Origin of the sequence: Micromonospora sp. CPCC 205546, assembly GCF_036902715.1 — a bacterium.
Lineage (GTDB): Bacteria > Actinomycetota > Actinomycetes > Mycobacteriales > Micromonosporaceae > Micromonospora.
Genome location: NZ_JBAKHL010000001.1, coordinates 224,759 through 250,787, shown reverse-complemented (window position 1 = coordinate 250,787; position 26,029 = coordinate 224,759). Strand labels below are relative to the sequence as shown.

Annotated in this window: 24 protein-coding genes; 16 read left to right on the top strand and 8 right to left on the bottom strand. The window is 73.9% G+C overall.

What is annotated here, in order from left to right:
* Nucleotides 1-64: 64 nt before the first annotated feature.
* On the bottom strand, nucleotides 65-1,231 hold the full coding sequence (locus V6U77_RS01205; protein ID WP_334604171.1) for a homogentisate 1,2-dioxygenase: 1,167 nt from the start codon (nucleotides 1,229-1,231) through the stop codon (nucleotides 65-67).
* Between the two features lie 95 nt (nucleotides 1,232-1,326).
* On the opposite strand from V6U77_RS01205, the gene V6U77_RS01200 reads away from it, so the two are divergent.
* The 8 genes from V6U77_RS01200 (at nucleotide 1,327) to V6U77_RS01165 (ending at nucleotide 8,183) form a co-directional block, all read left to right on the top strand.
* On the top strand, nucleotides 1,327-2,199 hold the full coding sequence (locus V6U77_RS01200) for a hypothetical protein (protein ID WP_334604169.1): 873 nt from the start codon (nucleotides 1,327-1,329) through the stop codon (nucleotides 2,197-2,199).
* Between the two features lie 76 nt (nucleotides 2,200-2,275).
* Complete coding sequence (fahA, locus tag V6U77_RS01195; RefSeq protein WP_334604167.1) at nucleotides 2,276-3,475, top strand: fumarylacetoacetase; 1,200 nt, start codon at nucleotides 2,276-2,278, stop codon at nucleotides 3,473-3,475.
* A 175-nt stretch (nucleotides 3,476-3,650) separates the two neighbouring features.
* Nucleotides 3,651-3,860: a DUF397 domain-containing protein gene (locus V6U77_RS01190; RefSeq protein ID WP_334604166.1), complete on the top strand. Its 210-nt coding sequence runs from the start codon at nucleotides 3,651-3,653 to the stop codon at nucleotides 3,858-3,860.
* Nucleotides 3,861-3,955: 95 nt separating this feature from the next.
* The gene (locus tag V6U77_RS01185) at nucleotides 3,956-4,429 is read left to right on the top strand and encodes an SRPBCC family protein (RefSeq protein WP_334604165.1); all 474 of its coding nucleotides are present in this window, start codon (nucleotides 3,956-3,958) and stop codon (nucleotides 4,427-4,429) included.
* A gap of 134 nt (nucleotides 4,430-4,563) precedes the next feature.
* The gene (locus V6U77_RS01180; RefSeq protein ID WP_334604164.1) at nucleotides 4,564-5,853 is read left to right on the top strand and encodes an outer membrane protein assembly factor BamB family protein; all 1,290 of its coding nucleotides are present in this window, start codon (nucleotides 4,564-4,566) and stop codon (nucleotides 5,851-5,853) included.
* 81 nt (nucleotides 5,854-5,934) lie between these two features.
* Complete coding sequence (locus tag V6U77_RS01175) at nucleotides 5,935-6,468, top strand: hypothetical protein (protein WP_334604163.1); 534 nt, start codon at nucleotides 5,935-5,937, stop codon at nucleotides 6,466-6,468.
* A gap of 58 nt (nucleotides 6,469-6,526) precedes the next feature.
* Complete coding sequence (locus V6U77_RS01170; protein WP_334604161.1) at nucleotides 6,527-7,072, top strand: hypothetical protein; 546 nt, start codon at nucleotides 6,527-6,529, stop codon at nucleotides 7,070-7,072.
* Between the two features lie 244 nt (nucleotides 7,073-7,316).
* Nucleotides 7,317-8,183: a hypothetical protein gene (locus V6U77_RS01165; RefSeq protein ID WP_334604160.1), complete on the top strand. Its 867-nt coding sequence runs from the start codon at nucleotides 7,317-7,319 to the stop codon at nucleotides 8,181-8,183.
* A gap of 50 nt (nucleotides 8,184-8,233) precedes the next feature.
* On the opposite strand, the gene hisC is transcribed toward V6U77_RS01165, so the two are convergent.
* Genes hisC through hppD form a run of 4 tightly spaced genes read right to left on the bottom strand, consistent with a single transcriptional unit; the run spans nucleotide 8,234 to nucleotide 12,252 of the window.
* Complete coding sequence (hisC, locus tag V6U77_RS01160; protein ID WP_334604159.1) at nucleotides 8,234-9,337, bottom strand: histidinol-phosphate transaminase; 1,104 nt, start codon at nucleotides 9,335-9,337, stop codon at nucleotides 8,234-8,236.
* Nucleotides 9,334-10,299, bottom strand: coding sequence for an RDD family protein (locus V6U77_RS01155; protein ID WP_334604158.1), 966 nt, complete (start codon nucleotides 10,297-10,299; stop codon nucleotides 9,334-9,336). Before V6U77_RS01155 ends, hisC begins: the two co-directional genes overlap by 4 nt.
* A gap of 22 nt (nucleotides 10,300-10,321) precedes the next feature.
* Nucleotides 10,322-11,035 (bottom strand): RDD family protein, encoded by a 714-nt coding sequence (locus V6U77_RS01150; protein WP_334604157.1) that lies wholly within the window; start codon nucleotides 11,033-11,035, stop codon nucleotides 10,322-10,324.
* 11 nt (nucleotides 11,036-11,046) lie between these two features.
* On the bottom strand, nucleotides 11,047-12,252 hold the full coding sequence (hppD, locus tag V6U77_RS01145) for a 4-hydroxyphenylpyruvate dioxygenase (protein WP_334604156.1): 1,206 nt from the start codon (nucleotides 12,250-12,252) through the stop codon (nucleotides 11,047-11,049).
* 150 nt (nucleotides 12,253-12,402) lie between these two features.
* Here hppD and V6U77_RS01140 point away from each other — a divergent pair, with 150 nt between their 5' ends.
* From V6U77_RS01140 to V6U77_RS01125, 4 genes are all read left to right on the top strand, one after another.
* Nucleotides 12,403-12,891 carry an Lrp/AsnC family transcriptional regulator gene (locus V6U77_RS01140; RefSeq protein ID WP_334604155.1) on the top strand — a complete coding sequence of 163 codons (489 nt, stop codon included), beginning with the start codon at nucleotides 12,403-12,405 and terminating at the stop codon, nucleotides 12,889-12,891.
* A 119-nt stretch (nucleotides 12,892-13,010) separates the two neighbouring features.
* Complete coding sequence (locus V6U77_RS01135) at nucleotides 13,011-14,435, top strand: outer membrane protein assembly factor BamB family protein (protein ID WP_334604154.1); 1,425 nt, start codon at nucleotides 13,011-13,013, stop codon at nucleotides 14,433-14,435.
* Between the two features lie 67 nt (nucleotides 14,436-14,502).
* A complete protein-coding gene (locus V6U77_RS01130) occupies nucleotides 14,503-16,170 on the top strand; it encodes a fumarate hydratase (protein ID WP_334604153.1) in 1,668 nt (555 codons plus the stop codon).
* Nucleotides 16,171-16,267: 97 nt separating this feature from the next.
* Nucleotides 16,268-17,668: a class II fumarate hydratase gene (locus V6U77_RS01125; RefSeq protein WP_442934349.1), complete on the top strand. Its 1,401-nt coding sequence runs from the start codon at nucleotides 16,268-16,270 to the stop codon at nucleotides 17,666-17,668.
* Nucleotides 17,669-17,784: 116 nt separating this feature from the next.
* Here the strand turns inward: V6U77_RS01125 and V6U77_RS01120 are convergent, their stop codons facing one another.
* The gene (locus tag V6U77_RS01120; protein ID WP_334604151.1) at nucleotides 17,785-18,330 is read right to left on the bottom strand and encodes a CGNR zinc finger domain-containing protein; all 546 of its coding nucleotides are present in this window, start codon (nucleotides 18,328-18,330) and stop codon (nucleotides 17,785-17,787) included.
* Between the two features lie 75 nt (nucleotides 18,331-18,405).
* Between V6U77_RS01120 and V6U77_RS01115 the strand changes: the two genes are divergently transcribed.
* Both V6U77_RS01115 and V6U77_RS01110 read left to right on the top strand, forming a co-directional pair.
* The gene (locus tag V6U77_RS01115; RefSeq protein ID WP_334604150.1) at nucleotides 18,406-19,371 is read left to right on the top strand and encodes an EamA family transporter; all 966 of its coding nucleotides are present in this window, start codon (nucleotides 18,406-18,408) and stop codon (nucleotides 19,369-19,371) included.
* Between the two features lie 166 nt (nucleotides 19,372-19,537).
* The gene (locus V6U77_RS01110) at nucleotides 19,538-21,223 is read left to right on the top strand and encodes a S8 family serine peptidase (RefSeq protein ID WP_334604149.1); all 1,686 of its coding nucleotides are present in this window, start codon (nucleotides 19,538-19,540) and stop codon (nucleotides 21,221-21,223) included.
* Between the two features lie 121 nt (nucleotides 21,224-21,344).
* Here the strand turns inward: V6U77_RS01110 and V6U77_RS01105 are convergent, their stop codons facing one another.
* Nucleotides 21,345-22,577 (bottom strand): hypothetical protein, encoded by a 1,233-nt coding sequence (locus V6U77_RS01105; RefSeq protein WP_334604148.1) that lies wholly within the window; start codon nucleotides 22,575-22,577, stop codon nucleotides 21,345-21,347.
* 161 nt (nucleotides 22,578-22,738) lie between these two features.
* On the bottom strand, nucleotides 22,739-23,386 hold the full coding sequence (locus V6U77_RS01100) for an IclR family transcriptional regulator (RefSeq protein ID WP_334604147.1): 648 nt from the start codon (nucleotides 23,384-23,386) through the stop codon (nucleotides 22,739-22,741).
* A gap of 64 nt (nucleotides 23,387-23,450) precedes the next feature.
* On the opposite strand from V6U77_RS01100, the gene cysS reads away from it, so the two are divergent.
* Together cysS and rlmB are read left to right on the top strand one after the other, a co-directional pair.
* The gene (gene cysS, locus V6U77_RS01095; RefSeq protein ID WP_334604146.1) at nucleotides 23,451-24,866 is read left to right on the top strand and encodes a cysteine--tRNA ligase; all 1,416 of its coding nucleotides are present in this window, start codon (nucleotides 23,451-23,453) and stop codon (nucleotides 24,864-24,866) included.
* Complete coding sequence (rlmB, locus tag V6U77_RS01090; RefSeq protein ID WP_334604145.1) at nucleotides 24,866-25,999, top strand: 23S rRNA (guanosine(2251)-2'-O)-methyltransferase RlmB; 1,134 nt, start codon at nucleotides 24,866-24,868, stop codon at nucleotides 25,997-25,999. Before cysS ends, rlmB begins: the two co-directional genes overlap by 1 nt.
* The last annotated feature ends 30 nt before the right edge of the window (nucleotides 26,000-26,029 follow it).

Below are 26,029 nucleotides of genomic sequence, written 5' to 3'. Positions count from 1 at the left end.
GTCGGACGCCCGCATGCACAAAGGTGCTGCGGCCCGCCCTGCGGACCGCAGCACCGGTGACCCGTCAGGGGCGGCGGGCCCAGGTCCAGGCGTATCCGTCGTCCTCGCACGCGGTCGCGGCGTCGCAGAGGTCGAGGGGCCGGAAGGTGTCGACCATGACGGCCAGCTCGTCGAAGAAGTCGGCGCCGATGGAGCGCTCGGCGGCGCCCGGCTGCGGTCCGTGGGTGAAGCCGGACGGGTGCAGCGAGATCGAGCCCTGTTCGATGCCGGAGCCGCGCCGGGCCTCGTAGTTGCCGCCGGTGTAGAAGAGCATCTCGTCGGAGTCGACGTTGTGGTGGTTGTACGGCACCGGGATCGCGTCCGGGTGGTAGTCGACCTTGCGGGGCACGAACGAGCAGATCACGAAGTTCGGGCCCTGGAAGGTCTGGTGCACGGGCGGCGGCTGGTGGATCCGGCCGGTGATCGGCTCGAAGTCGTGGATCGAGAAGGCCCACGGGTACATGTGGCCGTCCCAGCCGACCACGTCGAACGGGTGGTTCGCGTAGACGTAGCGCGTCCACCCCCGCCGGTGCCGGACCAGCACCTCCACGTCCTCGCCGTCGACCAGCAGCGGCGCGTCCGGTCCCCGGACGTCGCGCTCGCAGTAGGGCGAGTGCTCCAGGAACTGGCCCCGCAGGGAGAGGTAGCGCTTGGGCGGACCGACGTGGCCCGCCGCCTCGACGGCGAGCAGCCGGGTCGGCGAGTCGCCGGTGGGCACGAGGCGGTGGATGGTCGAGGTGGGGATGACGACGTAGTCGCCGGGCGCCGCGTCGAGCACGCCGAACGTGGACTCGACCCGCAGGGTGCCCGACTCCACGTACAGGCAGTGGTCGCCGGTGGCGTCGCGGAACAGCGGGGACGGCCGGTCGGCCAGCACGTACGCGATGCGCACGTCGTCGTTGGCGAGCAGGTACCGCCGGCCGAGCACCGGGTCGGCGCCCGCGCCGTCGAGCTTGTGGGTGCGCAGGTGCCGGGGCTTGAGCGGCAGGTTCGGCACCCGGGTGAACGCCGGCGGGGTGAACTCCTCGGCCGCCACGATCGCGGTCGGCGCGTGCCGGTGGTAGAGCAGGGACGAGTCGGAGGAGAAGCCCTCCTGGCCCATCAGCTCCTCGGCGTAGAGGCTGCCGTCGGGCTGGCGGAACTGGGTGTGGCGCTTGCGCGGCACCTCGCCGACGCTGCGGTAGTACGGCATCTCGCCTCCCGGTTCGTCCCGTTCACCGATCCACTGGCGTCCGATAATCGGACGCTGTTGTCCGTTCCTTGTAGCGTCCCGTACATTCTTGTCTCGTGTCAACGCAGGTGCCCGCGCTTCTCGACGGCCTCGTCGACGACGCCGCCGTCTTCCCGCCCGGCAGCGCGTCGCTGCCCGACGCCGTCGCCGCGCACCGGCGGCACCGCAGCTCCTGGTACGCGGACCTGGTCGGCCCGCTCCTCGTCCCGGCCACGAGGCTGCCCGAGCTGGCGGGCCTGCTCGGCGCCGACGAGCGGATCGCGGTCGGCGTGATCGGCGACGTGCCGCCCGACCGGCTCGCCGAGGTGCGGGCCACGGCCGACCCGCGCATCCGCGTGCGCCAGGTGGAAGCGGCGGTCGCCAGGCGCGGCGAGGACCCGCTGCCCGGGCTGACCGGGCTCGTGGCCCTGGCCCGCCACGCCGACGCCGGCCCGTCCGCCCTCGACGCCGTCTACGCCGAGCTGCCGCTCACGTTCGGGCTGATGGGGGCGCTGGACGCGCTCGCCGCCGCCCGCGCCGACGGGGTGCCGGTCGCCGCGAAGTTCCGCACCGGCGGGCTGGCCGCCGAGCTGTTCCCCACCCCGGCGGAGCTGGCGGCCGTGATCTGCGCCTGCCGGGACCGGGGCCTGCCGTTCAAGCTGACCGCCGGGCTGCACCAGGCGGTCCGGCACCTCGACCCGGAGACCGGATTCACCCACCACGGCTTCGTCAACGTGCTGGCGGCGACGCTGGCCGCCGCCGGGGGCGCCCCGCTGGCCCGGGTCGCCGAGCTGCTCACCGCGGCCGACCCGCGCCCGCTGGTGCAGCTCGCCGAGGCGGGACTGGCCGATGCGCGCCCGCTGTGGATCGGTTTCGGCTCGTGCAGCATCCTGGAACCACTGACCGATCTGATCCGGCTGGGGCTGGTGAACGGGGGCTTCGACGCATGAGCGGGCGTCAGCGAGCGAATCATCTTTGCCGGCCGGTGGTGCCGCAGGCCGGTCCGGAGCGCAGGGGAGGGACGGCATGAGCTGGGTGAGTGGTGCCGACGGTTCGCCGTACGGGGTGACCAACCTGCCGTACGGGGTGTTCCGCCACGCCCAGGGCGAGCCGCGGGTCGGCGTACGCGTCGGCGACTTCGTGCTCGACCTGGCGGGCGCGGAGGAGGCCGGGCTGGTGCTGGCCGCCGGGACGCTGGGCCGGCCCACCCTCAACGCCTTCATGGCCCTCGGCCGCCCACAGTGGACGGCCGTCCGGCAGCGGGTGACGGAGCTGCTCACCGACGCCGACCACCGGCCGGCCGTGGAGCCGCTGCTGGTGCCGCTGGCCGAGGCGCGGATGCAGTTGCCGTTCGAGGTCGCCGACTACGTCGACTTCTACTCCTCGGAGCACCACGCGTCCAACGTGGGCCAGATCTTCCGCCCCGGCCAGCCGCCGCTGCTGCCCAACTGGAAGCACCTGCCGATCGGCTACCACGGCCGCGCCGGCACGGTCGTCGTCTCCGGCACGCCGGTGGTGCGGCCGAGCGGGCAGCGGGCCACCCCGCAGGGGCCGGTCACCGGCCCGTCCGTACGCCTCGACATCGAGGCCGAGGTCGGTTTCGTGGTCGGCGTGCCGAGCCCGCTGGGCGACCGGGTCCCGGCCGGCGACTTCGCCGACCACGTCTTCGGCGTCGTGCTGGTCAACGACTGGTCGGCCCGCGACATCCAGGCCTGGGAGTACCAGCCCCTCGGCCCGTTCCTGGGCAAGTCCTTCGCCACCTCGGTCTCGGCCTGGGTGACCCCGCTGGACGCGCTGGGCGACGCCTTCGTGCCCGCCCCCGAGCAGGACCCGCCGGTCGCCGACTACCTGCGCGACGTGCCGCACCTCGGGCTGGACCTGCGCCTGTCGGTGGAGTGGAACGGCGAGCGGGTCAGCGAGCCGCCGTTCGCCACCATGTACTGGACGCCGGCCCAGCAGCTGGCCCACCTGACCGTGAACGGCGCCTCGCTGCGCACCGGCGACCTCTACGCCTCGGGCACCGTCTCCGGGCCCGAGCGGAGCCAGGTCGGCTCGTTCCTGGAACTCAGCTGGGGCGGGAACGAGCCGGTGAAGTTCGCCGACGGCGGGACCCGCACGTTCCTGGAGGACGGCGACACGGTCACCATCACCGCCACCGCGCCCGGCCCGGACGGCACCACCATCGCCCTGGGCGAGGTGACGGGGAAGGTCCTCGCCGCCCGCTGACCCACCTTCCGATCACCGGCGGTCCCCGGTCGCACAGTCGGTGCGACCGGGGACCGTTGCTTGCGCGTTGATCGTCGCGGATTCCGTCGCCATGCCGCGCCGGGCCGGACCGGACGCCCCTTCCGGTCCCGGCCCGGCCGCCGGTTGGCGTACCGACGACAGGAAGGTGACCACGATGAACGATCTCCCGGGCGCGGTCTGGCGTACCAGCAGCCGCTCCAACGACCAGGGCCTCTGCGTGGAGGTGGCGGACAACCTGGTCGGCGCCCTCGGCGTGGTGGGCGTACGTGACTCGAAGGACCAGGCGGGCCCCACGCTGGCGGTCAGCCCGCCGGGGTGGGCGGCCTTCGTCGGCGCGATCCGGGCCGGCCGGTTCGGTCGCTGACGACCGCTCGTGACCGGGGCCCCGGCGGTGGAAATTCCGCTCCGGGGCCCCGTTCCGCGTTCACCCGGCGTACCGTCGATGCCACGGGAGGTGGCATGTCGACGGTGGCGGTCACGGAGTTCGTGCGGGCGCACGACGTCGACCTCTGGCGGCTGCTGACCGACCTGAGCGCCCGCACCCGGCGCTTCACCGGTCCGGTGGAGGTGCTCACCCCCGGCCGGTTCGGGCCGGGCACCGCGTGGCGGGAGACCCGTTCCCAGCCCGACGGCACCGCGCTGGTCGAGGAGTTCATCGTCATCGAGGCCGAGCCGCCCCGGCGGTTGGTGCTCGGTTCCCGGGGGGCCGGCGTGGACTACCGGATCACCTGGACGCTGCGCCCGGTCGAGCGACGTCGCCGGGGCTGCACCGCCGTCACCGTGGCGCAGGAGTCGATGCCGACGGCTCCGTACGGCCGGGTGGTCGCGCTGCTGCTCGGCGGGCTCGCGGCCCGGGCGGTCGAACGCGCGCTGCGGCAGGACCTCGCCGACCTGGCCGCCGCGGCGGTCACCGGCGCGACCGAGGCGGCCTGAGACCCACCGGGCCGGGCACCGGCGCGCGGGTCGCTCGGATGTCGACGGCGGGCACCGCCGCGACGGTCGTCCGCAGGTGACCTGACACGGCCCGGAACGGCCCCGCTGGGTAGGGTGCCGGGCGGAGGTGCGGCATGGGGTTCCCGAACGGCCGGCGGCGGATCGCCGCGGCGGTCGCGGCGCTGCTCGTCGCCGTCGCCGTCGCGGCGACGGTCTACCGGGTGCTCGCCCCGGCGGAGGTCAGCACGCCCGCCCGCGTCGAATACCCGGCCGCCGCCTCTCCCACCGCCGGCGTGATCGGCCGGCTCCCCGTCGCCCCCCTCATCGTGGACGGTCGACTGCGGGTCTACGCGGCCCACCGCCAGGTCTACGCCGACCGGCCGGTCGACGGCCGCTACCGGACGACGCCGTACTGGTCGTACCGCCGTTGGCCGGCGGCGCTCGACGGGGTCGTGGCGAGCGGGACGACGGTGGTCACGCGCTGGTCCGACGGGCGGCTGGTGGCGCTGGACGCGCGGACCGGCCGGGTCGCCTGGCGGGCGGACGGCCCGGCGCCGGCGGGGGAGCGGTCGGTCCGACGCACCGGCGCGGCGACGGTCTGGGACCCCCGGGGGATCTTCGTGGCCCGGGCCTCCGACGGCCGGCAGGTGGTGCTGGCGGTCGGGGCGCAGTGGATGCGTGCCGTGGACCTGGCCGACGGCCGCGAGCTGTGGCGGTCGCACGTCACCGTCACGGTGCCGCCGGGCGACGGCGCCGACGCGGCCGCCGGGTGTCGGGACGCGCTCGGCACGACCGGGTCGGGACAGCTGATCGTCGTCGACTCCTGCGCGGGGCCGGCGGTGGTGGAGTTCCGCGACGCCGTGACCGGGGCGGTGGGCGTGCGCTGGCGTCCGCCCGGCGCCGGCGCCGAGCTGGTGGCGACCCCGGTGGGGTGCGGCACCGGCCGGACCGGGTGCACCGGGCTGCGCACGGCGGCGCCGGGTGACGACGCCGGCCGGGGTTGGCTGCTCGGTCCCGGTGAGCCGGTCGCCGCCCCGGCGCTGGACGGGCCGGACGCGGAACTGGTGTACGGGACGGCCGTGGCGGTCGTGGACGGGGTGCCGGTCGGCCGCTCGGCGCGTACGGGGGCGCAGCTGTGGCGCCGGTCCGACCTGTCGCGGGTGCGGCTGCTCGCCGTCCAGCCCGACCGGGTGCACCTGCTGACGGAGACGAACGACCTGCTGACGCTCGACCCGGCGACGGGGGCGCAGCGGTCCTACTTCGCGCTGAACGTGGGCTCGGACGGGATCGGGTGGGCCCCCGGCGCGGCGTACGCGGCCGACGGGTTCGTGGCCGTGGAGCGGCTCCGCAAGCCGGTCGACCCGACGGGGGACGACCGGCGCTACTACCTGACCTCGGAGCCACTGATCCTCGCGGCGACGTGAGTGGCGATCCGGACCGCGCCGGGAAACGCCGGCCGGCCCGGCTGCTCGACAAAACGGACATAAGTTATTTATAGTCCCACTGTGCGTCTCCTGGCAGCCCTGTTGGGCGCGATCCTGATCCTCGTCACCGCCTCGCCGGCCGACGCCGCGCCGTCCGGCCGGACGGTCCGGCTCGCTCGGACGGTGGGGGTGGACATCACCGTGCCCGCCTCCGTCAGTCTCGGCAGCGGGTTCACCGGCGGCACCATCACCAGGCAGTTGGGCACGGTCGAGGTGCGTGACTCGCGTGGCCAGGTCAACCCCAACCTGTGGGTCGCCACGGTCTCCTCGAGCGTCTTCGTCACCGGCGCCGGTGGAGCGCAGCGGACGATCACCAACGACCGGGTCTCATACTGGTCCGGGCCGGCGACGCGGAGCACGGGCGGCGGCACGCTGGTGCCCGGGCAGCCGACCCCCGCGCAGGCGGTGACCCTGAACGTCGTCCGCGAGGCGTTCCGCAAGACGGCCGGCAACGGCAACAACAGGGTGGCCTGGGCGCCCACCGTCCGGATCGCCATCCCGACCGGGATCGTGGCGGGCACGTATCAAGGCACCATCGTCCACTCCGTCGCCTAATGGGTGATATGTCCGGAACAGAGTGTCATGGTGGGTATGGGAACCTAGCGTGGGCCGCATGAGAAAGCCACTTCTTGCTTTGACCGCCGCCGCCGCGGCCGCCGTGGTGGCCCTGGGCTCGCCCGCAGCGGCCGCGCCCACCGACGACACCATCGTCACCTTCACGGTGGGAGCGGCGAACCTGGACATCATCGCTCCGCCCGGGGTGAACCTCGGGTCCACCTTCGCCGACACCACCATCGAGGGGCCGATCGGTCCGGTGCAGGTCGTCGACCAGCGCGCGGCGCTCAACGCCACCTGGGTCACCACGGTGAGCGTGACGGAGTTCGTCAGCGGCGCCGGCAGCCCCGAGGAGACCATCACGCCCAACCTGGTCGAGTACTGGTCCGGGCCCGCGACCGCCACCACGGGCACCGGCACCTTCGTCCCTGGGCAGCCGACCGAGGCGGACGCCGTCACCCTCTCCTCGCCCCGGGTCGCCTTCTCGAAGACGTCCGGCAGCGGAAACAACTCGGCGACCTGGAACCCGACCATCCGTGTCAACGTCCCGGCAACGGCGGTGAGCGGCACCTACAGTGCGACGGTGACCCATTCGGTGGCATGACCCGGCCCGCGTCGTCGCCCTGGCCCTGACCCTCCTGGTCACGGTCGGGGCACCGGCGCTGGCCGCGCCGCACGGGTCGGGGCCGGCGGTCCGCTCCGGCCCGCTGGCGCAGGCGCCGGACCTGCCCGACGTCGACCAACCGGCGGCCAGGCGGCCCGGCCGGGACGGCCCACGCAAACCGTCGCCCAGCCCGAGCCCGGTCGGGCCGGCGTCCGCGGTCGGCATCAGGCTGCTCGACGCGCCAATGAACCGCCGCGACGACACCCGGGCACACAAGTACGTCGTCGACCACCTCCGTCCGGGCACGACCATCGAGCGGCGGATCATGGTCAAGAACCAGTCCGAGGACCGTCGCCCCGTCGGGGTGTACGCCGCCGCCGCCGACGTCACAGGTGAGGGCTTCGTCTTCGCGCCCGGCCGCACCGAGAACGAGTTGAGCAGCTGGATCACGGTCAACCGACCGGAACTGGACCTGGCGCCGGGCGAGGAGACCGAGGTCCTGATGACCATCGAGGTGCCGCGCGCCGCCGAGGCCGGCGAGCGGTACGCGGTCGTGTGGGCCGAGGTCGCCGGTGCCGGCGGGCAGACCGTACGCAACGTCGGCCGGGTCGGCGTCCGGGTCTACCTCTCCGTCGGGCCGGGCGGTGAGCCGCCCTCCGGTTTCGAGATCGGCCCGCTGACCGGCGGGCGGGAGAAGGACGGCAGCCCCGTGCTGACCGCCGAGGTGCGCAACACCGGCAGGCGGGCGCTCGACCTGGCCGGCGAGCTGCGGCTCACCGACGGGCCGGGCGGGCTCTCGGCGGGGCCGGTGAAGGTGGAGGCGGGCACCCTCGCGCTGGACGGCCGGACCACCGTCCGGGTCGCCCTGGACCGCCGGCTGCCGGACGGGCCGTGGGAAGCGAAGATCGACCTCGCCAGCGGCTGGACGAAGCGCTCCGCCACGGGCAGGGTCAGCTTCGGGCCCGTACCGGTGGCGGCCACCAGCGCCGTCGACCGCTCCGGGCAGGTACTCACCGGAGGGCTGGCCACCTCGGGCCTGGTCCTGGTGCTGTTCGCGGTCTACGCGTACCGGCGTCGGGCCCGGGTCCGGCAGCCGGTGGCGGTCGCCTGAGACTGCCGGTCCGGTCCGCGAGGGGATGGCGGACCGGACCGGCACCCGGCTCAGGCGAGCGCGGCCTCCGCCGCCGCCAGGAAGGCGTCGTTCTCGGCCGGGGTGCCGATGGTGACCCGGACCCCGTCGCCGGCGAACGGCCGGACGATCACGCCCCGCGCCTCGCACGCCTTGCCGAAGTCCACCGCCCGGTCGCCCAGCGGCAGCCAGACGAAGTTGGCCTGGCTGTCCGGCACGTCCGCGACGAGCTTGCGCAGCGCCTGCGTCACGCGGTCGCGCTCGGTCACCACGAGGGCGCACCGCCGTCGCACCTCGTCCTCCTGGGCCAGCGCCGCGAGTGCGCCCGCCTGGGCGACCATGTTGCTGGAGAACGGCGTCACGACCTTGCGTACGGCCGCCGCCACCGCCGGCTGGGCGACCAGGAAGCCGATCCGCAGGCCGGCCAGGCCCCACGCCTTGGAGAGCGTGCGCAGCACGACCACGTTCGGCCGGTCGAGGTAGGTGAGGCCGTCCGGCACCTCCGGGTCGGTGACGAACTCGCGGTACGCCTCGTCGATCACGACCAGCACGTCCTCGCCGACCGCGTCGAGGAAGCGGTCCAGCTCGGCGCGGCGCACGGACGTGCCGGTGGGGTTGTTCGGGTTGCAGACCACGATGAGCCGCGTCCGGTCGGTCACCGCCGCGGCCATCGCCGCCAGGTCGTGCCCGTGCCCGGCGTCGTTGGGCACCCGTACGCTGGTCGCGCCGCTGGTCGCCGCGATGATCGGGTACGCCTCGAAGGAGCGCCACGCGTAGAGGAACTCGTCGCCGGGCAGGCAGGTGGCCCGCACGAGGTGCTCGGCCAACGCCACCGACCCGCAGCCGGTGGCGATCCGGTCGACGTCCACGCCGTACCGCTCGGACAGCGCCTGGCGCAGTGCGAGCACGCCCATGTCCGGGTAGCGGTGCACCCCGGCGGCGGCCTCGGCGACGGCCTCCACCACGCCGGGCAGCGGCCCGTACGGCACCTCGTTGCTGGCCAGCTTGATCGCCTCGGGAAGGCCCAGCTCGCGGGCCAGGTCGGCCGGGCTGCGACCGGGCACGTAGTTGGGCAGCGCGTCCAGGTCGGCGCGGGTCAGCCGCAGTTCCGGCTGGTGACGTCCGGGGTCGGTCATGGGGTGTCTCCCGAGGGGTCGGTGCGGTCGTCGGGGGTGCGGTCTTCGGGGGTGGTGCGGCTGCCGCGGGGGAGCTGGACCACCACGGTCTGCGCCCGCTTGTCGTGCAACGCCTGACGCAGCGGGTGGTCGAAGAGCGGGGAGAGCGCGTCGACGAGCTGCAGCAGCAGGCCCAGGCCGCAGCAGTACCAGAGCAGGGTGGGCAGGCCGAGGGTGTTCCACCGGCGCAGCGCCCGGCCGAAGCCGAGCGGCTCGTCCGCTTTCATCGGCAGCACCTTGACGCCCACCAGCCGCTTGCCGAAGGTCTGCCCGCCCGAGGCCATCGTCGGCACCTCGTACGCGAGCCAGAGCGCCGTGGCGATCAGCAGGATGACGACCTGGAGGCCGCCGGCCTGTTCGCTGGGCTGCGGCAGGCCGTCGGTGGAGCTGTCGCCGGCCATCGCCCGCCGGAACACCTCCCGCCAGTACGGCGTGACCTCGTCGACCAGCCGCCAGACGAACCAGCCGTTCACCACGGCGTTCAGCGCGAAGACGATCGCGAAGTCGATCAGCCGGGCGACCAGCCGGGCACCGAACCCGGCCAGGGGAAGCCCGTGCGGGCGGGGCTCCGGCGGGCGTCCCGGCCAGCCGCCGGGCGGCCAGCCGGCCGGGGGACCGCCGCCGGGCGGCCAGCCGGGCGGTAGGTCCTGGCCGGGTCCCTGCGCCTGGCCGGGTCCCTGCGGCGACTGCCACGGGTAGGGCTGGCCCGGGTACGGCTGACCGCCCCCGGGCGCGGCGGCCGGCGCGGGAACCGGGGCCGCGGGTGACGTCGGGGCGGGCGCGGCGGGTGGCTCGGCCGGCGGCGGCCCCTCGGGCGGGGTGGCGTCGACGGGGATCGGCGCGCCGATCCAGCCCTCGCCGTCCCAGTAGCGCCGGGTGTCCGGGTCTGCCGGGTCGACGTACCAGCCCGGTTCGACGCTCATGGCCTGGCCTCGCTGCGCTCGCTCACGCAGACACCTTAACGACGACGGTGCCGGCGAACTTGTCGTGGAGGCACTGCTGCCAGGGCTTGTCCCACAGCTGCCAGAGCCCGTCGAGGTAGCTGAGGCCGGGCAGGAAGCCGGCGGCCAGGTACTGCACCGCGTACCGGCGGCCGGCCATCCGACGGTCCAGCGCGGCGGCCGGGTCGAGCGGCACGATCCGCAGCTTCATCACCTTCTTGCCGTACGTCTGCCCGGTGCGCTTCATGTACTCCACGTGGTAGAGCCAGTAGAGCCCGAGCATCACCACCACCAGGGCCAGTTCGAGCAGCAGGATCGGCAGCATGAACTCCGTGAGGAACGCGTCGGGCGGCGGCCCGTCCGGGTAGGTCCGGGTCAGGTCGGTCGCCACGTTCCAGAACAGGATCAGCAACGGCGGCAGGAAGAGCACCATCGCCACCGCCGTGCTCACCGCGCCGTCGATCAGCGCGGCGAGCAGCCGGTCACCGAAGCTGGCGAGCGGCTGGCCGCCGGGCCCGAGCGCCGGGGCCGGGCGGGGCGGACCGGCCCAGCCCGGGGGCGGCGGGGTCCAGCCCGGCGGCGGGAGCTGACCGGGCGGGGCGTGCCGGGGCGGCACCGCGTACCCCTGTCTGGCGGGACCGGAAGGCGGCACGAAGCCGCCGGCGGCGGGCGGGGGCCCACCGGCCGGCGGCGTCGGGTACGTCGGAGGCTGCGTCACGCTCGTCAGTGTTACAGGTTGCCGCGCGCTTCCTGCTCCCGCTCGATGGCCTGGAAGAGCGCCTTGAAGTTGCCCTTGCCGAAGCCGAGCGAGCCGTGCCGCTCGATCAGCTCGAAGAAGACCGTCGGACGGTCCTGCACCGGCTTGGTGAAGATCTGGAGCAGGTAGCCGTCCTCGTCCCGGTCCACCAGGATCTTGCGGGCCTTCAGCTCCTCGATCGGCACCCGCACCTGGCCGATCCGGGCGCGCAGCTCCGGGTCGTCGTAGTAGGAGTCCGGGGTGTCCAGGAACTCGACGCCGGCGGCGCGCATGGCGTCGACGCTGGCCAGGATGTCGTTGGTGGCCACGGCGATGTGCTGGGCGCCCGGGCCCTGGTAGAACTCCAGGTACTCGTCGATCTGCGACTTCTTGCGGGCGATCGCCGGCTCGTTGAGCGGGAACTTCACCTTGCGGGTGCCGTTCGCGACGACCTTGCTCATCAGCGCCGAGTAGTCCGTGGCGATGTCGTCGCCGATGAACTCGGCCATGTTCGAGAAGCCCATGACGCGCTTGTAGAACTCGACCCACTCGTCCATCCGGCCGAGCTCGACGTTGCCGACCACGTGGTCGACGGCCTGGAAGAAGCGCTTCGGCTGGAGGCCGGCGTCGATCATCGGCTGGCGGTCCACGATCGGCGCGCGGGCCACGAAGCCGGGCAGGAACGGGCCGGTGTAGCGCGACCGGTCGACCAGGGTGTGCCGGGTGTCGCCGTACGTCGCGACGGCGGCCAGCCGGACCGTGCCGTGCTCGTCGCTGACGTCGTGCGGCTCGAGCAGGCCGGTGGCGCCCTGCGCGGTGGCGTGCGCGTACGCCGCGTCGACGTCCGGCACCTCCAGCGCGATGTCGGAGACACCGTCGCTGTGCTTCGCCACGTGCTCGGCGCCCTCGGCGTCCGGGCGGACGGCCCCGGTCAGCACGAACCGGGCCGAGCCGCTGGTCAGCACGTACTGGGCGTGGTCGCGGTAGCCCTGCTCCGGGCCCCGGTACGCCACGCAGGTCATCCCGAAGGCGGTGGAGTAGTAGTGCGCGGCCTGCTTGGCGTTGCCCACCAGGAAGTGCACGTGGTCGAGGCCCTTGACGGGGAACGGGTCGCGGCTGATGTCGTGGTCGACGGCGCCGACGAGCACGTCGACGTCGACGTCGTCGGACGCCTGGGGTCGGTCGATCGCCTGGGTCATCGCGGTCTCCCTCAAGTTCCGGTCGGCCCGGTGGCCGCCGCCGTCGGTCAGGTGCGGTGGTGCTGTGGCGAGGATCGCGGGGAAGTGCCGCACTGGGCAACTGTCACTCCAACGCCTGGTCAGGTTGCACATTAAGTAGGGTGCAGAGGTATGGGTGCTGGTCAGGTTGTGCAGCTCGACGTCCTCGACGCGCGGTTGATCGAACTGCTCGCGGAGGAACCGCGGATCGGGGTGCTGGAGTGTTCCCGGCGCCTCGGCGTCGCCCGGGGCACCGTGCAGGCCCGGCTGGACAAGCTCGTCGAGCGGGGCGTCGTCGGCGGGTTCGGGCCGGAGATCTCGCCGGCGGCGATCGGGTTCGGGGTGACCAGCTTCGTCACCCTCGAGATCAGCCAGCGGGACGGGCACGACCTGGTCGCCGCGCACCTGGCCGCCATCCCGGAGGTGCTGGAGGCGCACACCATCACCGGCTCCAGCGACCTGCTCTGCCGGATCGTGGCCCGCTCGAACACCGACCTCCAGCGGGTGATCGACCAGATCGTCTCGTACGAGGGCATCCGCCGCGCCTCGACGATCATCGCCCTGGCCGAGCAGATCCCCTACCGCACGCTTCCCCTGGTCCGCTCCGCCGCCCAGCGGTGAGGCGGGAGCCCGCGCCGCGATGACGGGCTTGCTCCGCACGCCCCCGAAGGCCGAGAAAGGGCGGCGACACGGCGGCGCGGGAGGGCGGCGGGCGCGGCGGTCGTCGCTACCGTGTGCGTGTGGCGAAGGCAGGCGGCCTCGGGGGGTGGCGTGGCGGGCTGCTGCTCGCGCTCGCCGCGGTCGTCGCGCTCGCCGCGACCGGGGTGTGGAACCCCTTCCCCGCGGTGTGGGACTGGGTCGACCGCAGCGAGCCGATCTCCGAGCCGGACGTGGTCTGGCAGCAGCGCGTCGGCGGCACCCCGCGCAGCGTGACCATCGCCGGCGACACCGTGGTGGTCGAGCAGCGCACCCGCGTGGAGGCGCGCAGCCTGGCCACCGGCGCCCAGCTGTGGGAGCGCAAGGCCGACTGGTCCGCGGTGGCCGGCGGCGACCGGGACCCGGTCGTCGTCGTGGGCAAGCTGCTGGTCAAGGGGTACGAGGTGCTGGACCCGACGACCGGCGCCACGCGGCGGCGCAACGACGACTCGGTGGCCGTCTGGACGTACCGCAACATGCTGCTCGACGCCCGCTGCGTCGAGGCCACCGACTGCACGGTGAGCGCCTGGGACCCGCGCGGCACCGCCCCGATCTGGACGGCCTTCGTGCCGGGGGTGCGCAGCGGACTGCTCGGCGACAACCCCGGGCTGCTCGACACCCGCCGGCTCGACGCCGTGCGGATCGACGACGAGGTGGCCGGCCCCGAGCCCGTACCGCCGCTGCTGGGCTTCCCCATCGACGGTCGGGTGCACGTCCTCGACACCGCCACCGGCCGGGTCCTGCAGGACGTCGAGCCCGGCCGGGACGAGCGGCTGTCGGTCGTCGGCGGCCGGCTGCTGCGGATCACCGCCCGATCCCAGGACGGCACCTGCTACTTCGCCATCTCCGGCCGGGACGCGGCGACCGGCCAGGAGACGTGGCAGCGGACCGGGATCAACCTGCGGACCGCCGACAACGCCGGGTGCGCACAGCGGGAGGATCCGCACGGCGCGCGCAACGTGCTGATCGGGGTGGCCCCGGACGCCCGCGAGGCGGTCCTCGACGGCTACGACGGGCGGTTGCTGCTGGTCACCTCCGCCGGGGAGCGGCTGCTCGCCGTCGACGACCGGTACGCCCTGGTCCGCTCGGCCGACAAACGCGCGGTCGTCGGCCGGGAACTCGGCACCGGGCGGGTGCGGTGGACCCGTCCCGCCGGGACGAAGGCCGGCGCGGCGCTCACCCCGTACGCGGCCGTGGTCGCCGACGAGAAGCCGTCCCGGCTGGTCGCGCTGGACCCGCGTACCGGACGGGAGCTGGCGAGCCTACGCACCTCCGCGAACGCCCTCGCGGTCGGCCCCGGCGGCATGATCATCGGGGAGGGGCGGGAGATCGGCTACGTCCGCTTCGGCGGCGCGCCCGGCGCCCCCGTCCCGCCGCGCGACGGCGGCGTACCCGGTCCCGGCGGCACGGCCGGCGTCCCCGGGCCGGCGGACAGCTGCGGCCCGAAGCGGGAGCTCTGCCCCGGGTGAGAGCGCCGCCGCAGGACCCACCCGGCGGGTGGGACTGATCGAACCTTCTGCCCTAGGCTTTCCGCTCATGAGCAGTGCCGCCGCGTTCTCGTACGCTCCCTTGCTGCCGACCGGCCCGGACCAGACGGAATACCGCCTGGTCACCGACGAGGGCGTCGACGTCGTCAACGGACCGGGGGGCCGTCGGTTCCTCACCGTGGAGCCGACCGCGCTCACCGCGCTGACGGCCGAGGCCATGCACGACATCGCGCACTTCCTGCGCCCCGCCCACCTGGCCCAGCTGCGCGCGATCATCGACGATCCGGCGGCCTCGCCGAACGACCGGTTCGTCGCGCTCGACCTGCTGCGCAACGCCAACATCGCGGCCGGCGGCGTGCTGCCGATGTGCCAGGACACGGGCACCGCCATCGTGATGGGCAAGCGCGGCCGGCACGTGCTCACCGACGGCAGCGACGCCGAGGCCCTCTCGCGCGGCGTCTACCAGGCCTACACCCGGCTCAACCTGCGCTACTCGCAGCTCGCCCCGCTGACCATGTGGGAGGAGCGCAACACCGGCAGCAACCTGCCGGCCCAGGTCGAGCTCTACGCGGAGGACCCGGACGGGCAGCCCGACGCGTACAAGTTCCTCTTCATGGCCAAGGGCGGCGGCTCGGCCAACAAGTCGTACCTCTACCAGGAGACCAAGGCGCTGCTGAACCCCACGCGGATGATGCAGTTCCTGGAGGAGAAGCTGCGGCTCATCGGCACCGCCGCCTGCCCGCCCTACCACCTGGCCGTCGTCATCGGCGGCACCTCCGCCGAGTACGCCCTGAAGACCGCCAAGTACGCCAGCGCCAAGTACCTCGACGCGCTGCCCACCTCCGGCTCGATGAGCGCGCACGGCTTCCGGGACCTGGAGCTGGAGGCGGAGGTGCTGGAGCTGACCCGCAACTTCGGCATCGGCGCGCAGTTCGGCGGGCGCTACTTCTGCCACGACGTACGGGTGGTCCGGCTGCCCCGGCACGGCGCCTCCTGCCCGGTGGCGATCGCCGTCTCCTGCTCGGCCGACCGGCAGGCGGTCGCCAAGATCACCCCGTCGGGCGTGTGGCTGGAGCGACTCGAGACCGACCCGGCGCGCTACCTGCCCGACGTCACCGACGAGACGCTCGACGCGTCCGAGGTGGTCCGCGTCGACCTCAACCGGCCGATGGACGAGATCCGCGCCGAGCTGTCGAAGTACCCGGTGAAGACCCGGCTCTCGCTGACCGGCCCACTCGTGGTGGCCCGCGACATCGCGCACGCCAAGATCGCGGAGCGGCTGGACGCCGGTGAGCCGATGCCGCAGTACCTGCGCGACCACGCGGTCTACTACGCCGGCCCGGCCAAGACCCCGGAGGGCTACGCGTCCGGCTCCTTCGGCCCGACCACCGCCGGGCGGATGGACGCGTACGTGGAGAAGTTCCAGGTTGCGGGCGGCTCGCAGGTCATGCTCGCCAAGGGCAACCGCTCCGCCCAGGTCACCCGCTCCTGCCAGCAGCACGGCGGCTTCTACCTCGGCTCGATCGGCGGCCCGGCCGCCCGGCTCGCGCAGGACTGCATCAAGCACGTCGAGGTCCTGGAATACCCGGAGCTGGGCATGGAGGCGGTCTGGAAGATCCAGGTCGAGGACTTCCCGGCCTTCATCGTGGTCGACGACAAGGGCAACGACTTCTTCGCCGAGGTCACCAAGCCGGTGCTGACGGTCGGCCGCCGCTGAGCCTCGCGTACGCGAAGGGACTGCGGTCGGTGCCGCCGAGCGACGAGGGACTCACGATAATCTGCGAGTCCCTCGTCGACGCGGCAGGATGGAACGCGTGACGACTCCAGAGGCGACGGGCTACCGGATCGAACGCGACTCGATGGGCGAGGTGGAGGTGCCCACCGAGGCGCTGTGGCGCGCGCAGACCCAGCGCGCGGTGCAGAACTTCCCGATCTCCGGCCGGGGCATCGAACCGGCCCAGATCCGGGCGCTGGCCCAGATCAAGGGCGCGGCGGCCGAGGTCAACGGCGAACTGGGCGTGATCGACGCGGACGTGGCCGCGGCGATCGCCGCGGCGGCGGCGCACGTGGCCGACGGCGGCTACGACGACCAGTTCCCGATCGACGTGTTCCAGACCGGGTCCGGCACGTCGTCGAACATGAACACCAACGAGGTCATCGCCACGTTGGCCAGCCGGGAGCTGGGCCGTGACGTGCACCCGAACGACGACGTGAACGCCTCGCAGTCCAGCAACGACGTCTTCCCGTCCTCGATCCACCTCGCCGCCACCGAGGCGGTCGCGCGGGACCTGCTGCCCGCGCTGGCCCACCTGGCGGAGGCGCTGGAGGGCAAGGCGGCGGAGTTCGAGACCGTGGTCAAGGCCGGGCGGACCCACCTGATGGACGCCACCCCGGTGACCCTGGGGCAGGAGTTCGGCGGGTACGCCGCGCAGATCCGCTACGGCATCGAGCGCCTGGAGGGGGCGCTGCCCCGACTGGCCGAGCTGCCGCTGGGCGGCACGGCGGTGGGCACCGGCATCAACACCCCGCTCGGCTTCGCCGCGAAGGTCGTCGAGAGGCTGCGCGGTTCGACGGGGCTGCCGCTGACCGAGGCGCGCAACCACTTCGAGGCGCAGGGCGCCCGGGACGCGCTGGTGGAGACCTCGGGACAGCTGCGTACGGTCGCCGTCGGTCTCTACAAGATCGCCAACGACATCCGCTGGATGGGTTCGGGCCCCCGCGCCGGGCTGCGCGAGCTGCGCATCCCCGACCTCCAGCCCGGCTCGTCGATCATGCCGGGCAAGGTCAACCCGGTGGTCGCCGAGGCGATGCGGCAGGTCTGCGCCCAGGTCATCGGCAACGACGCCGCCGTCGGGTTCGCCGGTTCCCAGGGCGACTTCGAGCTGAACGTCATGCTCCCCGTCATGGGCCGCAACCTGCTGGAGTCGGTCCGCCTGCTCGCCGCGTCGAGCCGGCTCTTCGCCGACCGCCTGGTGGTCGGCCTGGTCGCGGACGCCGAGGTCTGCCTGGCGTACGCGGAGGGCTCGCCGTCGATCGTCACGCCGCTCAACCGTCACCTCGGCTACGACGAGGCCGCCTCGATCGCCAAGGAGGCGCTGGCCAAGCAGGTCTCGATCCGCGAGGTGGTCATCTCCCGGGGGCACGTCGACTCGGGCAAGCTGACCGAGACCCAGCTCGACGAGGCACTCGACCTGCTCCGGATGACCCACCCCTGAGCCCGCCCCGCCCGCGTGTCAGGGCGTGCCGCGCGCTGCCCGTGTCAGGCGGGTGGAGCGCGTACCGTCCGTCGCCGGGCCCTGGACCGTGGTGCACCGCGCGCGGCCCCGCCCCGTCAGCCGCGCGCGGTCGACCTGCGGGCGCGGTAGGCGGTGACGGCGGCGCGGTTGCCGCAGCCCGCGTCGCAGAACCGTCGGGAGCGGTTCTTCGACAGGTCGACGAGTACGTTCTCGCAGTCCGGGTGGTCGCAGATCCGCAGCCGGCGCAGTTCCCCCGTGCGTACGAGATCCGCCAACGCCAGCGCGGCCTCGACGGCCATCCGGGTCGCCAGCGGCGCGTCGCGCGGTACGGCGTGGATGTGGTACGGCTCGTCGTCGTGGGTGATGAGCTGCGGCAGCGCCCGGTTCTCGCGGAGCAGCCCGTTGACGGTGGTGACGATCTCCTCGACGTCGGCGTACCAGACGCGGCGTAGTCGGGGCCGCAGGTCGCGCACCGCCCGCAGCTCGTCCTCGGTGTGCTCGTGCCGCCCGGTGTAGGCGTGGGTGACGAAGAACGCGTCCAGGGCGGCGACGTCGGGCAGCCCCTCGTCGCCCCGGCGGTCGGTGTTGACGAGCGCGGCCGCCGCGGTCAGGGAGCATTCCGTGTCATGGGTGAAGAGCAACTTGACTCCTGTCGGAGCGCCGATCTAGCGTCATGAGCATAGTGGCAGTTTACTCATGACAGTGGGAGTGGATCGATGCGTCAACCACCCGCCGCCGGGCTCGGTCTCGGCCTCGCCCTGCTGTCCGCCGTCACGTTCGCCACGTCGGGCACGTTCGCCCGGTCCCTCATCGACGCCGGCTGGTCGGCCGAAGCCGCCGTGGTGGTCCGGGTGGGCATCGCGGCGCTGGTCGTGGCGGTCCCGGCCGTGCTGGCCCTGCGCGGCAGATGGGGCGTGCTGCGCCGCAACCTCGTGGCGGTCGGCGTGTTCGGGCTGCTCGGGGTCGCGACGGCCCAGGTCTGCTTCTTCAACGCGGTCCGCTACCTGCCCGTCGGCGTGGCACTGCTGCTGGAGTATCTCGGCATCGTCCTGGTGGTCGGCTGGATGTGGCTGGTGCACGGGCAGCGTCCCCGCCGGCTGACCGTCGCCGGCTCGGTGGCGGCGCTCGCCGGCCTGTTCCTCGTGCTGGACCTGACCGGCGCCGGCCGGCTCGACCCGGTGGGCGTGCTCTGGGGGCTCGGGGCGGCGGTCGGGCTCGCCGGCTACTTCGTGCTCGCGGGACGGGTCGACGAACGGCTGCCCTCGGTGGTCCTGGCCAGCGGCGGCATGGCCGTCGGGGCCGCCGTCCTGCTGCTGCTCGGCGCGGTCGGGGCGCTGCCGCTGCGGGTCGCCCTCGGCGAGGTCACCTTCGCCGGACAGCGCACCAGCTGGCTGGTGCCGGTGGTCGGACTGTCGCTGGTCGCCGCCGTCGTCGCGTACCTCGCCGGGATCGCCGGCACCCGGATCCTCGGCGCCCGCCTGTCGTCGTTCGTCGGGTTGACCGAGGTGATGTTCGCCGTCCTGATCGCCTGGCTGGTGCTGGGTGAGCTGCCCACCGTGGTGCAACTGGCCGGTGGCGCCCTGATCGTCGGCGGTGTCGCCCTCGTACGCGTCGACGAGCTGCGGGCTTCCCGCGCCGACGGCCACCCCGGGCCGCGCGTGGCCGAGCCCGCACTGCCGTGACGACGATCAAGCGCCCGCCCGTGCGGGGAGGAACCCGAACGGCGCGCGTTCTGGCGTCCGCTGCGGAGGAAAGCGAGATTCAGGCCATAGCCGACGTTCCTCTGGCGGAAAGTACCGAGGTGCTGTCTGATGGCTGCCACGTCCCTCAACGAGAGGATCCGATGTGGTGAGCAAGCGCTTCACCGCCGGTGCTGTCGCGACCGCGACCGTGCTGGCACTCGCGGTGACGGGTATGAGCGTGCCGGCCAGTGCCGGCCCGACCAGCGCCCGTACCTTCACCGTCGTCGCCGAGGACGGTGTCTCCGCGGACGCCGCCATCGCCGCCATCCGGTCGGCCGGCGGCACGGTGGTCTCCCGGTCCGACGAGGTCGGCATGTTCCGGGTGACCAGCGACCGGGCGGACTTCGCCGCGAAGGCCTCTGCCGCCTCGGCGCTGCTCGGCGCCGCCGAGCAGAAGGCGATCGGCCGTAAGCCCAAGCTCGACCGGGTCGAGCAGGAGCACCTGCTGGCCGCCGCCGCCAAGGGCGCCGGCGCGCAGCGCGGCAAGAAGATGGACCCGCTGGACGACAAGCTCTGGGGCCTGGAGATGATCCGGGCCGACCGGGCCCGCAAGGTCGAGCCGGGTGACCGCCGGGTCACCGTGGGCATCCTGGACACCGGCGTCGACGCCAGCAACCCGGACATCGCGCCGAACTTCAACTGGGCGCTGTCGCGCAACTTCGCCCCCGACATCGTGGACGTCGACGGCGAGTGCGAGGTGGCGAGCTGCCTCGACCCGGTCGGCACCGACGACGGCGGACACGGCACCCACGTGGCCGGCACCATCGGCGCCGCGGCCAACGGCTTCGGCCTCTCCGGCGTCGCCCCGAACATCTCCCTGGTCGAGCTCAAGGGCGGCCAGGACGCCGGTTACTTCTTCCTGGAGCCGGTGGTCAACTCCCTGCTGCACGCCGGCAAGGTCGGCCTCGACGTGGTCAACATGTCCTTCTACGTCGACCCGTGGCTCTACAACTGCACCGCCAACCCGGCCGACTCCCCGGAGGCACAGGCCGCGCAGCGGGCGACCATCAAGGCCATGAAGCGGGCGCTGACCTACGCCCACAGCCGTGGGGTCACCCTCGTCGGCGCGCTGGGCAACAACCACGAGGACCTGGGCGACCCGCGGACCGACGCGTCGAGCCCGAACTACGGTGCCACGGCGCCCTACCCGCGCGACATCGACAACGACGGTTGCTGGAACCTGCCCACCGAGGGCCCGAACGTGATCAGCGTGTCGTCGGTGGGGCCGTCGGGCAAGAAGTCGGACTTCTCGAACTACGGCACCGAGCAGACCGCCGTGGCGGCGCCCGGCGGCTGGTTCCGCGACGGGTTCGGCACGGACACCTACCGCACCGACGCCAACATGATCCTCTCGACGTACCCGAAGAAGGTGCTCCAGGAGGAGGGCTCGGTCGACGCGAACGGCAACATCGTCGCCGGCTTCGAGGAGACGGTCTTCAAGGCGTGCAAGGCCAACGGTGAGTGCGGGTACTACACCTACCTGCAGGGCACCTCGATGGCGGCCCCGCACGCCTCCGGCGTCGCCGCGCTGATCGTCAGCAGGCACGGCAAGAAGGACCGCCGTGGCGGCTTCGGCATGGCGCCGAAACTGGTGGAGCAGCACCTCTACCGGACGGCCGCCGAGCGTGCCTGCCCGGAGCCGCGCCTGCAGTCGTACGCCAACGAGGGTCGCGACGCCGAGTTCGACGCCTACTGCGCCGGAGGGCTGAACTTCAACGGCTTCTACGGCTACGGCATGGTGGACGCCTACGCGGCGGTGAAGACCCCGCTCAAGCCCGACGCCCGCCCGTAACGGTGGACGAGAGGGGCCCGGCCGATCCCGGCCGGGCCCCTCGTCTGTGCGGCGACGGGTGACGGACCGGGACACCGGCGACGGGAACCCGGTCACGCGCGCCAATCCCGGGACGACCCGGTCATGAGCGCCAGCCCCGGGTGGCCAGCGCGGCGCGGACCTCGCGCAGGACGTTCGGGAAGTCCTGGCGCAGCCGTCTGTCGGTCACGGGCAGCACGAGCCAGCCGGCACCGGCCAGCCGGGCGACCCGGTCGAGGTGCCGCTCACCGGCGTCGGCCTCGGCGCACCGCGCGTCGCCTGCCTCGGCGTGCCGTCCGCGTCCGGCGTCGGCCCCGGCGTACCGTCCGTCGTGCGCGACGGCGACGCGGTATGCCGGCCAGGCCAGATCGGCGCGCAGCACCCGCCCGGAGGCGGCCCGGACCGGGTGCCCGACGGCGGGGCGCGGCAGCCCGGCCAGCACCAGCCGCACCCGCAACTCGGACTCGGCCGGCGACCGGGCGCCCGGATCCGCCAACCCGAACACCCAGCGCGCCCGGCGACCGCCGGGCCTCTCGGCGTTGCGGTCGGCCGCGTCGGCGAGGGCCTCGCGGCTGGTCAGGCCCCGCCGGAGCAGCGTGTCGACGATGCCGACCGCGCGGAGCGGCTCCAGCCAGACGGCCGTCTCCCACGCCGCCGCGGTCGGATCCGTGCACGCCGGCACGCCGGCGGTCCGTAGGTCCGCCACCCTCAGGCCGCCCGGGGACGGGCCGACCACGACGCTCCGGCCGCTGGCCGGCAGGCGGGCCGCCGCGTCCGGATCCGGGTCGGGCAGGCGGACCGCGACGCGCAGGCCACCGGCGGGCGGGAAAGTCGCCACGTCGTGACGGCACGTCGTCCTGCCACTGCCCACCGGCTCCGCCGACCGGGAGCCCGCGTTCGGGCGTGCCGTCGTGCGTGGACCCTCGGCGGGTGGGCGGGCGGTCGCGCCCCGGACAGGGGACCGCGCGGGGACGGGCGACGGCGACGTGGCCGGGCCGACGGAGTGCACGCGCAGGCCCCGCTGCGGGCCGAGGCGCATCGCCCTCGGGACGAGGACGTGCACGTCGTCGGCGAAGGAGGCGGCGTGCTCGACGCCGTGCAGGTAGGCCGCCGAGGGCCCGGCGACGAGGGCCTCGGGCGGCAGTCGCAGGACGGCGGCCCGGCAGGCCAGGGCGTGGTCCCGGGCGAGCCGGGCGTCGGCGTAGACGTCGTGGCGCAGGCGCAGCCAGGCCGAACTGCGCAACTGGTGCTCGGTGACCAGGCCCTGTCGGATCGCGTCGGAGCCGCGGAAGACCTGCCAGGCCAGGACGCCGGGTCGGTGCGGTGGAGGTGGCATGTGGGCAGCGTGCCCGCCGTCGCGCGCCGCCGGACAGCCCTGTGGACAACCGCGACCGTCGTGAGGACCGCCGACTGTGGACAACCGGCACGGCGGCCGACGGATGTGGTAGGGGACCGCCCGGCTCAGGTGAGGACGGCGGCTCAGGTGACTGCGGCGGCTCAGGTGAGGGCGGCGGCGATGGTGGTGGCGGCGGCGAGGACCTGGGCGCCGACCACCTCGGCGTCCAGCGGGGCCAGCGCCACCACCCCGACGCTCGCCTCCAGGCCCGGCACGCCGAGCACCGGGGCGGCCACCCCGTACGCTCCGGGCTGGAGTTCCCCGGCGGTGCTCACCGGGCCGACGGCGCCCGTGCGGCCGGCGAGGATGGCCCGCCCGGCCGCGCCGCGCTCCAGCGGATGCCGCGCCCCCGTCCGGTACGCGACGTGGAACGACGTCCAACTCGGCTCCACCACGGCGAGCGCGACCCCCTCGCCGCCCTCGACGACCGTCAGGTGGGCGGTCGCGCCGGCCTGCTCCGCGAGGCGGCGCAACGCGGGCAGCGCCCCCTCGGCGAGCAGTGGCTGGGCCCGCCGGGCCAGGTGCAGCACCCCGGCACCGAGGCGCAGCCGGCCCTCGCCGTCGCGGCGCAGCATGCCGTGCGCGGCGAGCGCGCCGACCAGCCGGTACACCGCCGCCCGGCCGACGCCCAACCGGTTCGCCGCCTCGGTGACGGTCAGCCCGCCCGGCGCGTCGGCGACCAGGTGCAGCAGGCGCAACCCCCGGTCCAGCGTCTGCGCCGTCTCCCCGCCCCGCGCCGTCGTCTCCACGACCAGCAGCGTACGACCCGGCTCCGGACAACCCCGGAACGCGTGGGACGGCTACCCTTGTACGGTGACGCTACGCCTGTATGACACCGCCACCCGATCGGTGCGGGACTTCGTCCCGCGGGAAGCCGGCAAGGTGGGGGTCTACCTGTGTGGTCTCACCCTCCAGGCCCCGCCGCACATCGGTCACCTTCGCTCCGGCGTCAACTACGACGTGCTGCGTCGCTGGCTGCTCGCCGCCGGCTACGAGGTCACCTTCATCCGCAACGTGACCGACATCGACGACAAGATCCTCGTCAAGGCGACGGAGCGGGGTCGGCCGTTCTGGTCGATCGCGTACGCCAACGAGCTGATCCTCGCCGATTCCTACCGGGCGCTCAACGTGCTGCCCCCGACGTACGAGCCGCGGGCCACCGGGCACATCCCGGAGATGCACGAGTTGATCGCCAAGCTGATCGCCGACGGGCACGCCTACCCGGCCACCGACGACTCCGGCGACGTCTACTTCGACGTCCGCTCGTGGCCGGCCTACGGCTCCCTGTCGGGACAGTCGCCGGACGCGATGCAGTCGGCCGGGGACGCGCCCGACCGGGGCAAGCGCGACCCGCGCGACTTCGCGCTCTGGAAGGGCGCCAAGCCCGACGAGCCGGCGGACGCCTACTGGCCGTCGCCGTGGGGACGGGGCCGGCCGGGCTGGCACATCGAGTGCTCGGCGATGTGCTGGCGCTATCTCGGCGCCGAGTTCGACATCCACGGCGGAGGGCTGGACCTCACCTTCCCGCACCACGAGAACGAGATCGCCCAGTCGCAGGCCGCCGGGCTGCCGTTCGCCCGCTACTGGGTGCACCACGGGCTGCTCAGCATCGACGGCGCCAAGATGGGCAAGTCGCTGGGCAACGCCCTCGACCTGGCGTACGTCGACTCGCTCGGGGTGCGCCCCGTCGAGCTGCGCTACTACTACGCCGCCGCGCACTACCGGTCCCGGATCGACTACTCGGAGGACGCGCTGCGCGAGGCCGCCGTGGCGTACCGCCGGATCGAGGGGTTCGTGCAGCGGGCCGTCGAGCGCGTCGGCGCCGGGCAGCTCGGCGAGCTGCCGGGCGCGTTCGCGGCGGCGATGGACGACGACCTCAACACCTCCGCCGCGTTCGCCGTCCTGCACGAGGTGGTGCGCGACGGCAACACCGCGCTGACCGCCGGCGACGATGTGACCGTCCGCACGGCGCTGGCCGCGGCCCGCGCCATGCTGGATATCCTCGGGGTCGACCCCCTCGACCCGGCGTGGACCGGTGGCGGCCGCGCGGACGACCTGCGCGGCGTGGTGGACTCGCTGGTCGCGCTGGCCCTGGAGCAGCGCGCACAGGCCCGCGGTCGCAAGGACTGGGCCGCCGCCGACGCCGTACGCGACCAGCTCAAGCAGGCCGGCGTGGTGGTCGAGGACACCCCCCAGGGCCCCCGTTGGACTATTGGAGAGCAGGACTGATGGCCGGCAACTCGCAGCGCCGTGGCCGGCGACTGACGCCGAAGGCGGGAGCCCCGAAGGGCTCCGGTGGCAAGAACAAGGACTCCCTCGCCGGGCGGGGCAGGACCCTGCCCGCCGACGAGCGGCCCTGGCACAAGGCCTACTCGGGCACCGAGAAGCTGCCCCAGCGCACCGCCTGGAAGCAGGACAAGGAGCGCCGGGCGGCGGCCGAGGAGGGGCGCGCCCCCAAGATCGGTCAGCCGGGCAGCAAGGACACCACCTGGGGCAGGGGCGGCGGCCGGGGCGCGCCGAGCACCGGCGGGCGCGGCACGGGTGGCCGGGGCGCCAAGCCGGCCGGTCGCGGCGGCCCTCGGGTCGCCCCGGGCCGCAAGTCCAACCCGTCGAAGGACACCCCGGAGCTGCTGGTCGGGCGCAACCCGGTGCTGGAGGCGCTGCGCGCCCTGGTGCCGGCGACCGCGCTCTACACCGCCCAGGGCATCGACGTCGACGACCGGGTCAACGAGATCATCCGGACGGCTGCCGACCGGGGCATCGCGAACCTGGAGATCAGCCGGGCAGAACTGGACCGGATGACGGGCGGCGTGCTGCACCAGGGCATCGGTCTCCAGGTGCCGCCGTTCGCGTACGAGCCCTTCGAGGACCTCGTCGCGGCGGCGCTGGAGCAGGCCGCCCCGCTGCTGGTGGCGCTGGACGGGGTCACCGACCCGCGCAACCTCGGCGCGGTGATCCGTTCCGCCGCCGCCTTCGGCGCGCAGGGCGTCTTCGTACCCGAGCGACGGGCCGCCGGGATCACCGCGACCGCCTGGCGGACCAGCGCCGGCGCGGCGGCGCGGGTGCCGGTCGCCCAGGTGACCAACCTGACCCGGTCGCTGAAGGCCTGTCAGGACGCCGGCTTCATGGTCGTGGGCCTCGACGCCGACGGCGAGACGGACCTCTACGACCTGGAGGCCGCCGTCGGCCCGCTGGTCGTGGTGGTCGGCTCCGAGGGGCGAGGGCTCTCCCGGCTGGTCGGTGAGACCTGCGACCTCACGGTGAGCATCCCGATGGTCTCCGAGGTCGAGTCGCTCAACGCCAGCGTCGCCGCCGCCGTCACCCTCGCCGAGGTGGCGCGCCGCCGGGCCGCCGAGGCGTGATCCGCAGACACGGCAAGGGGTGGTCCCCCG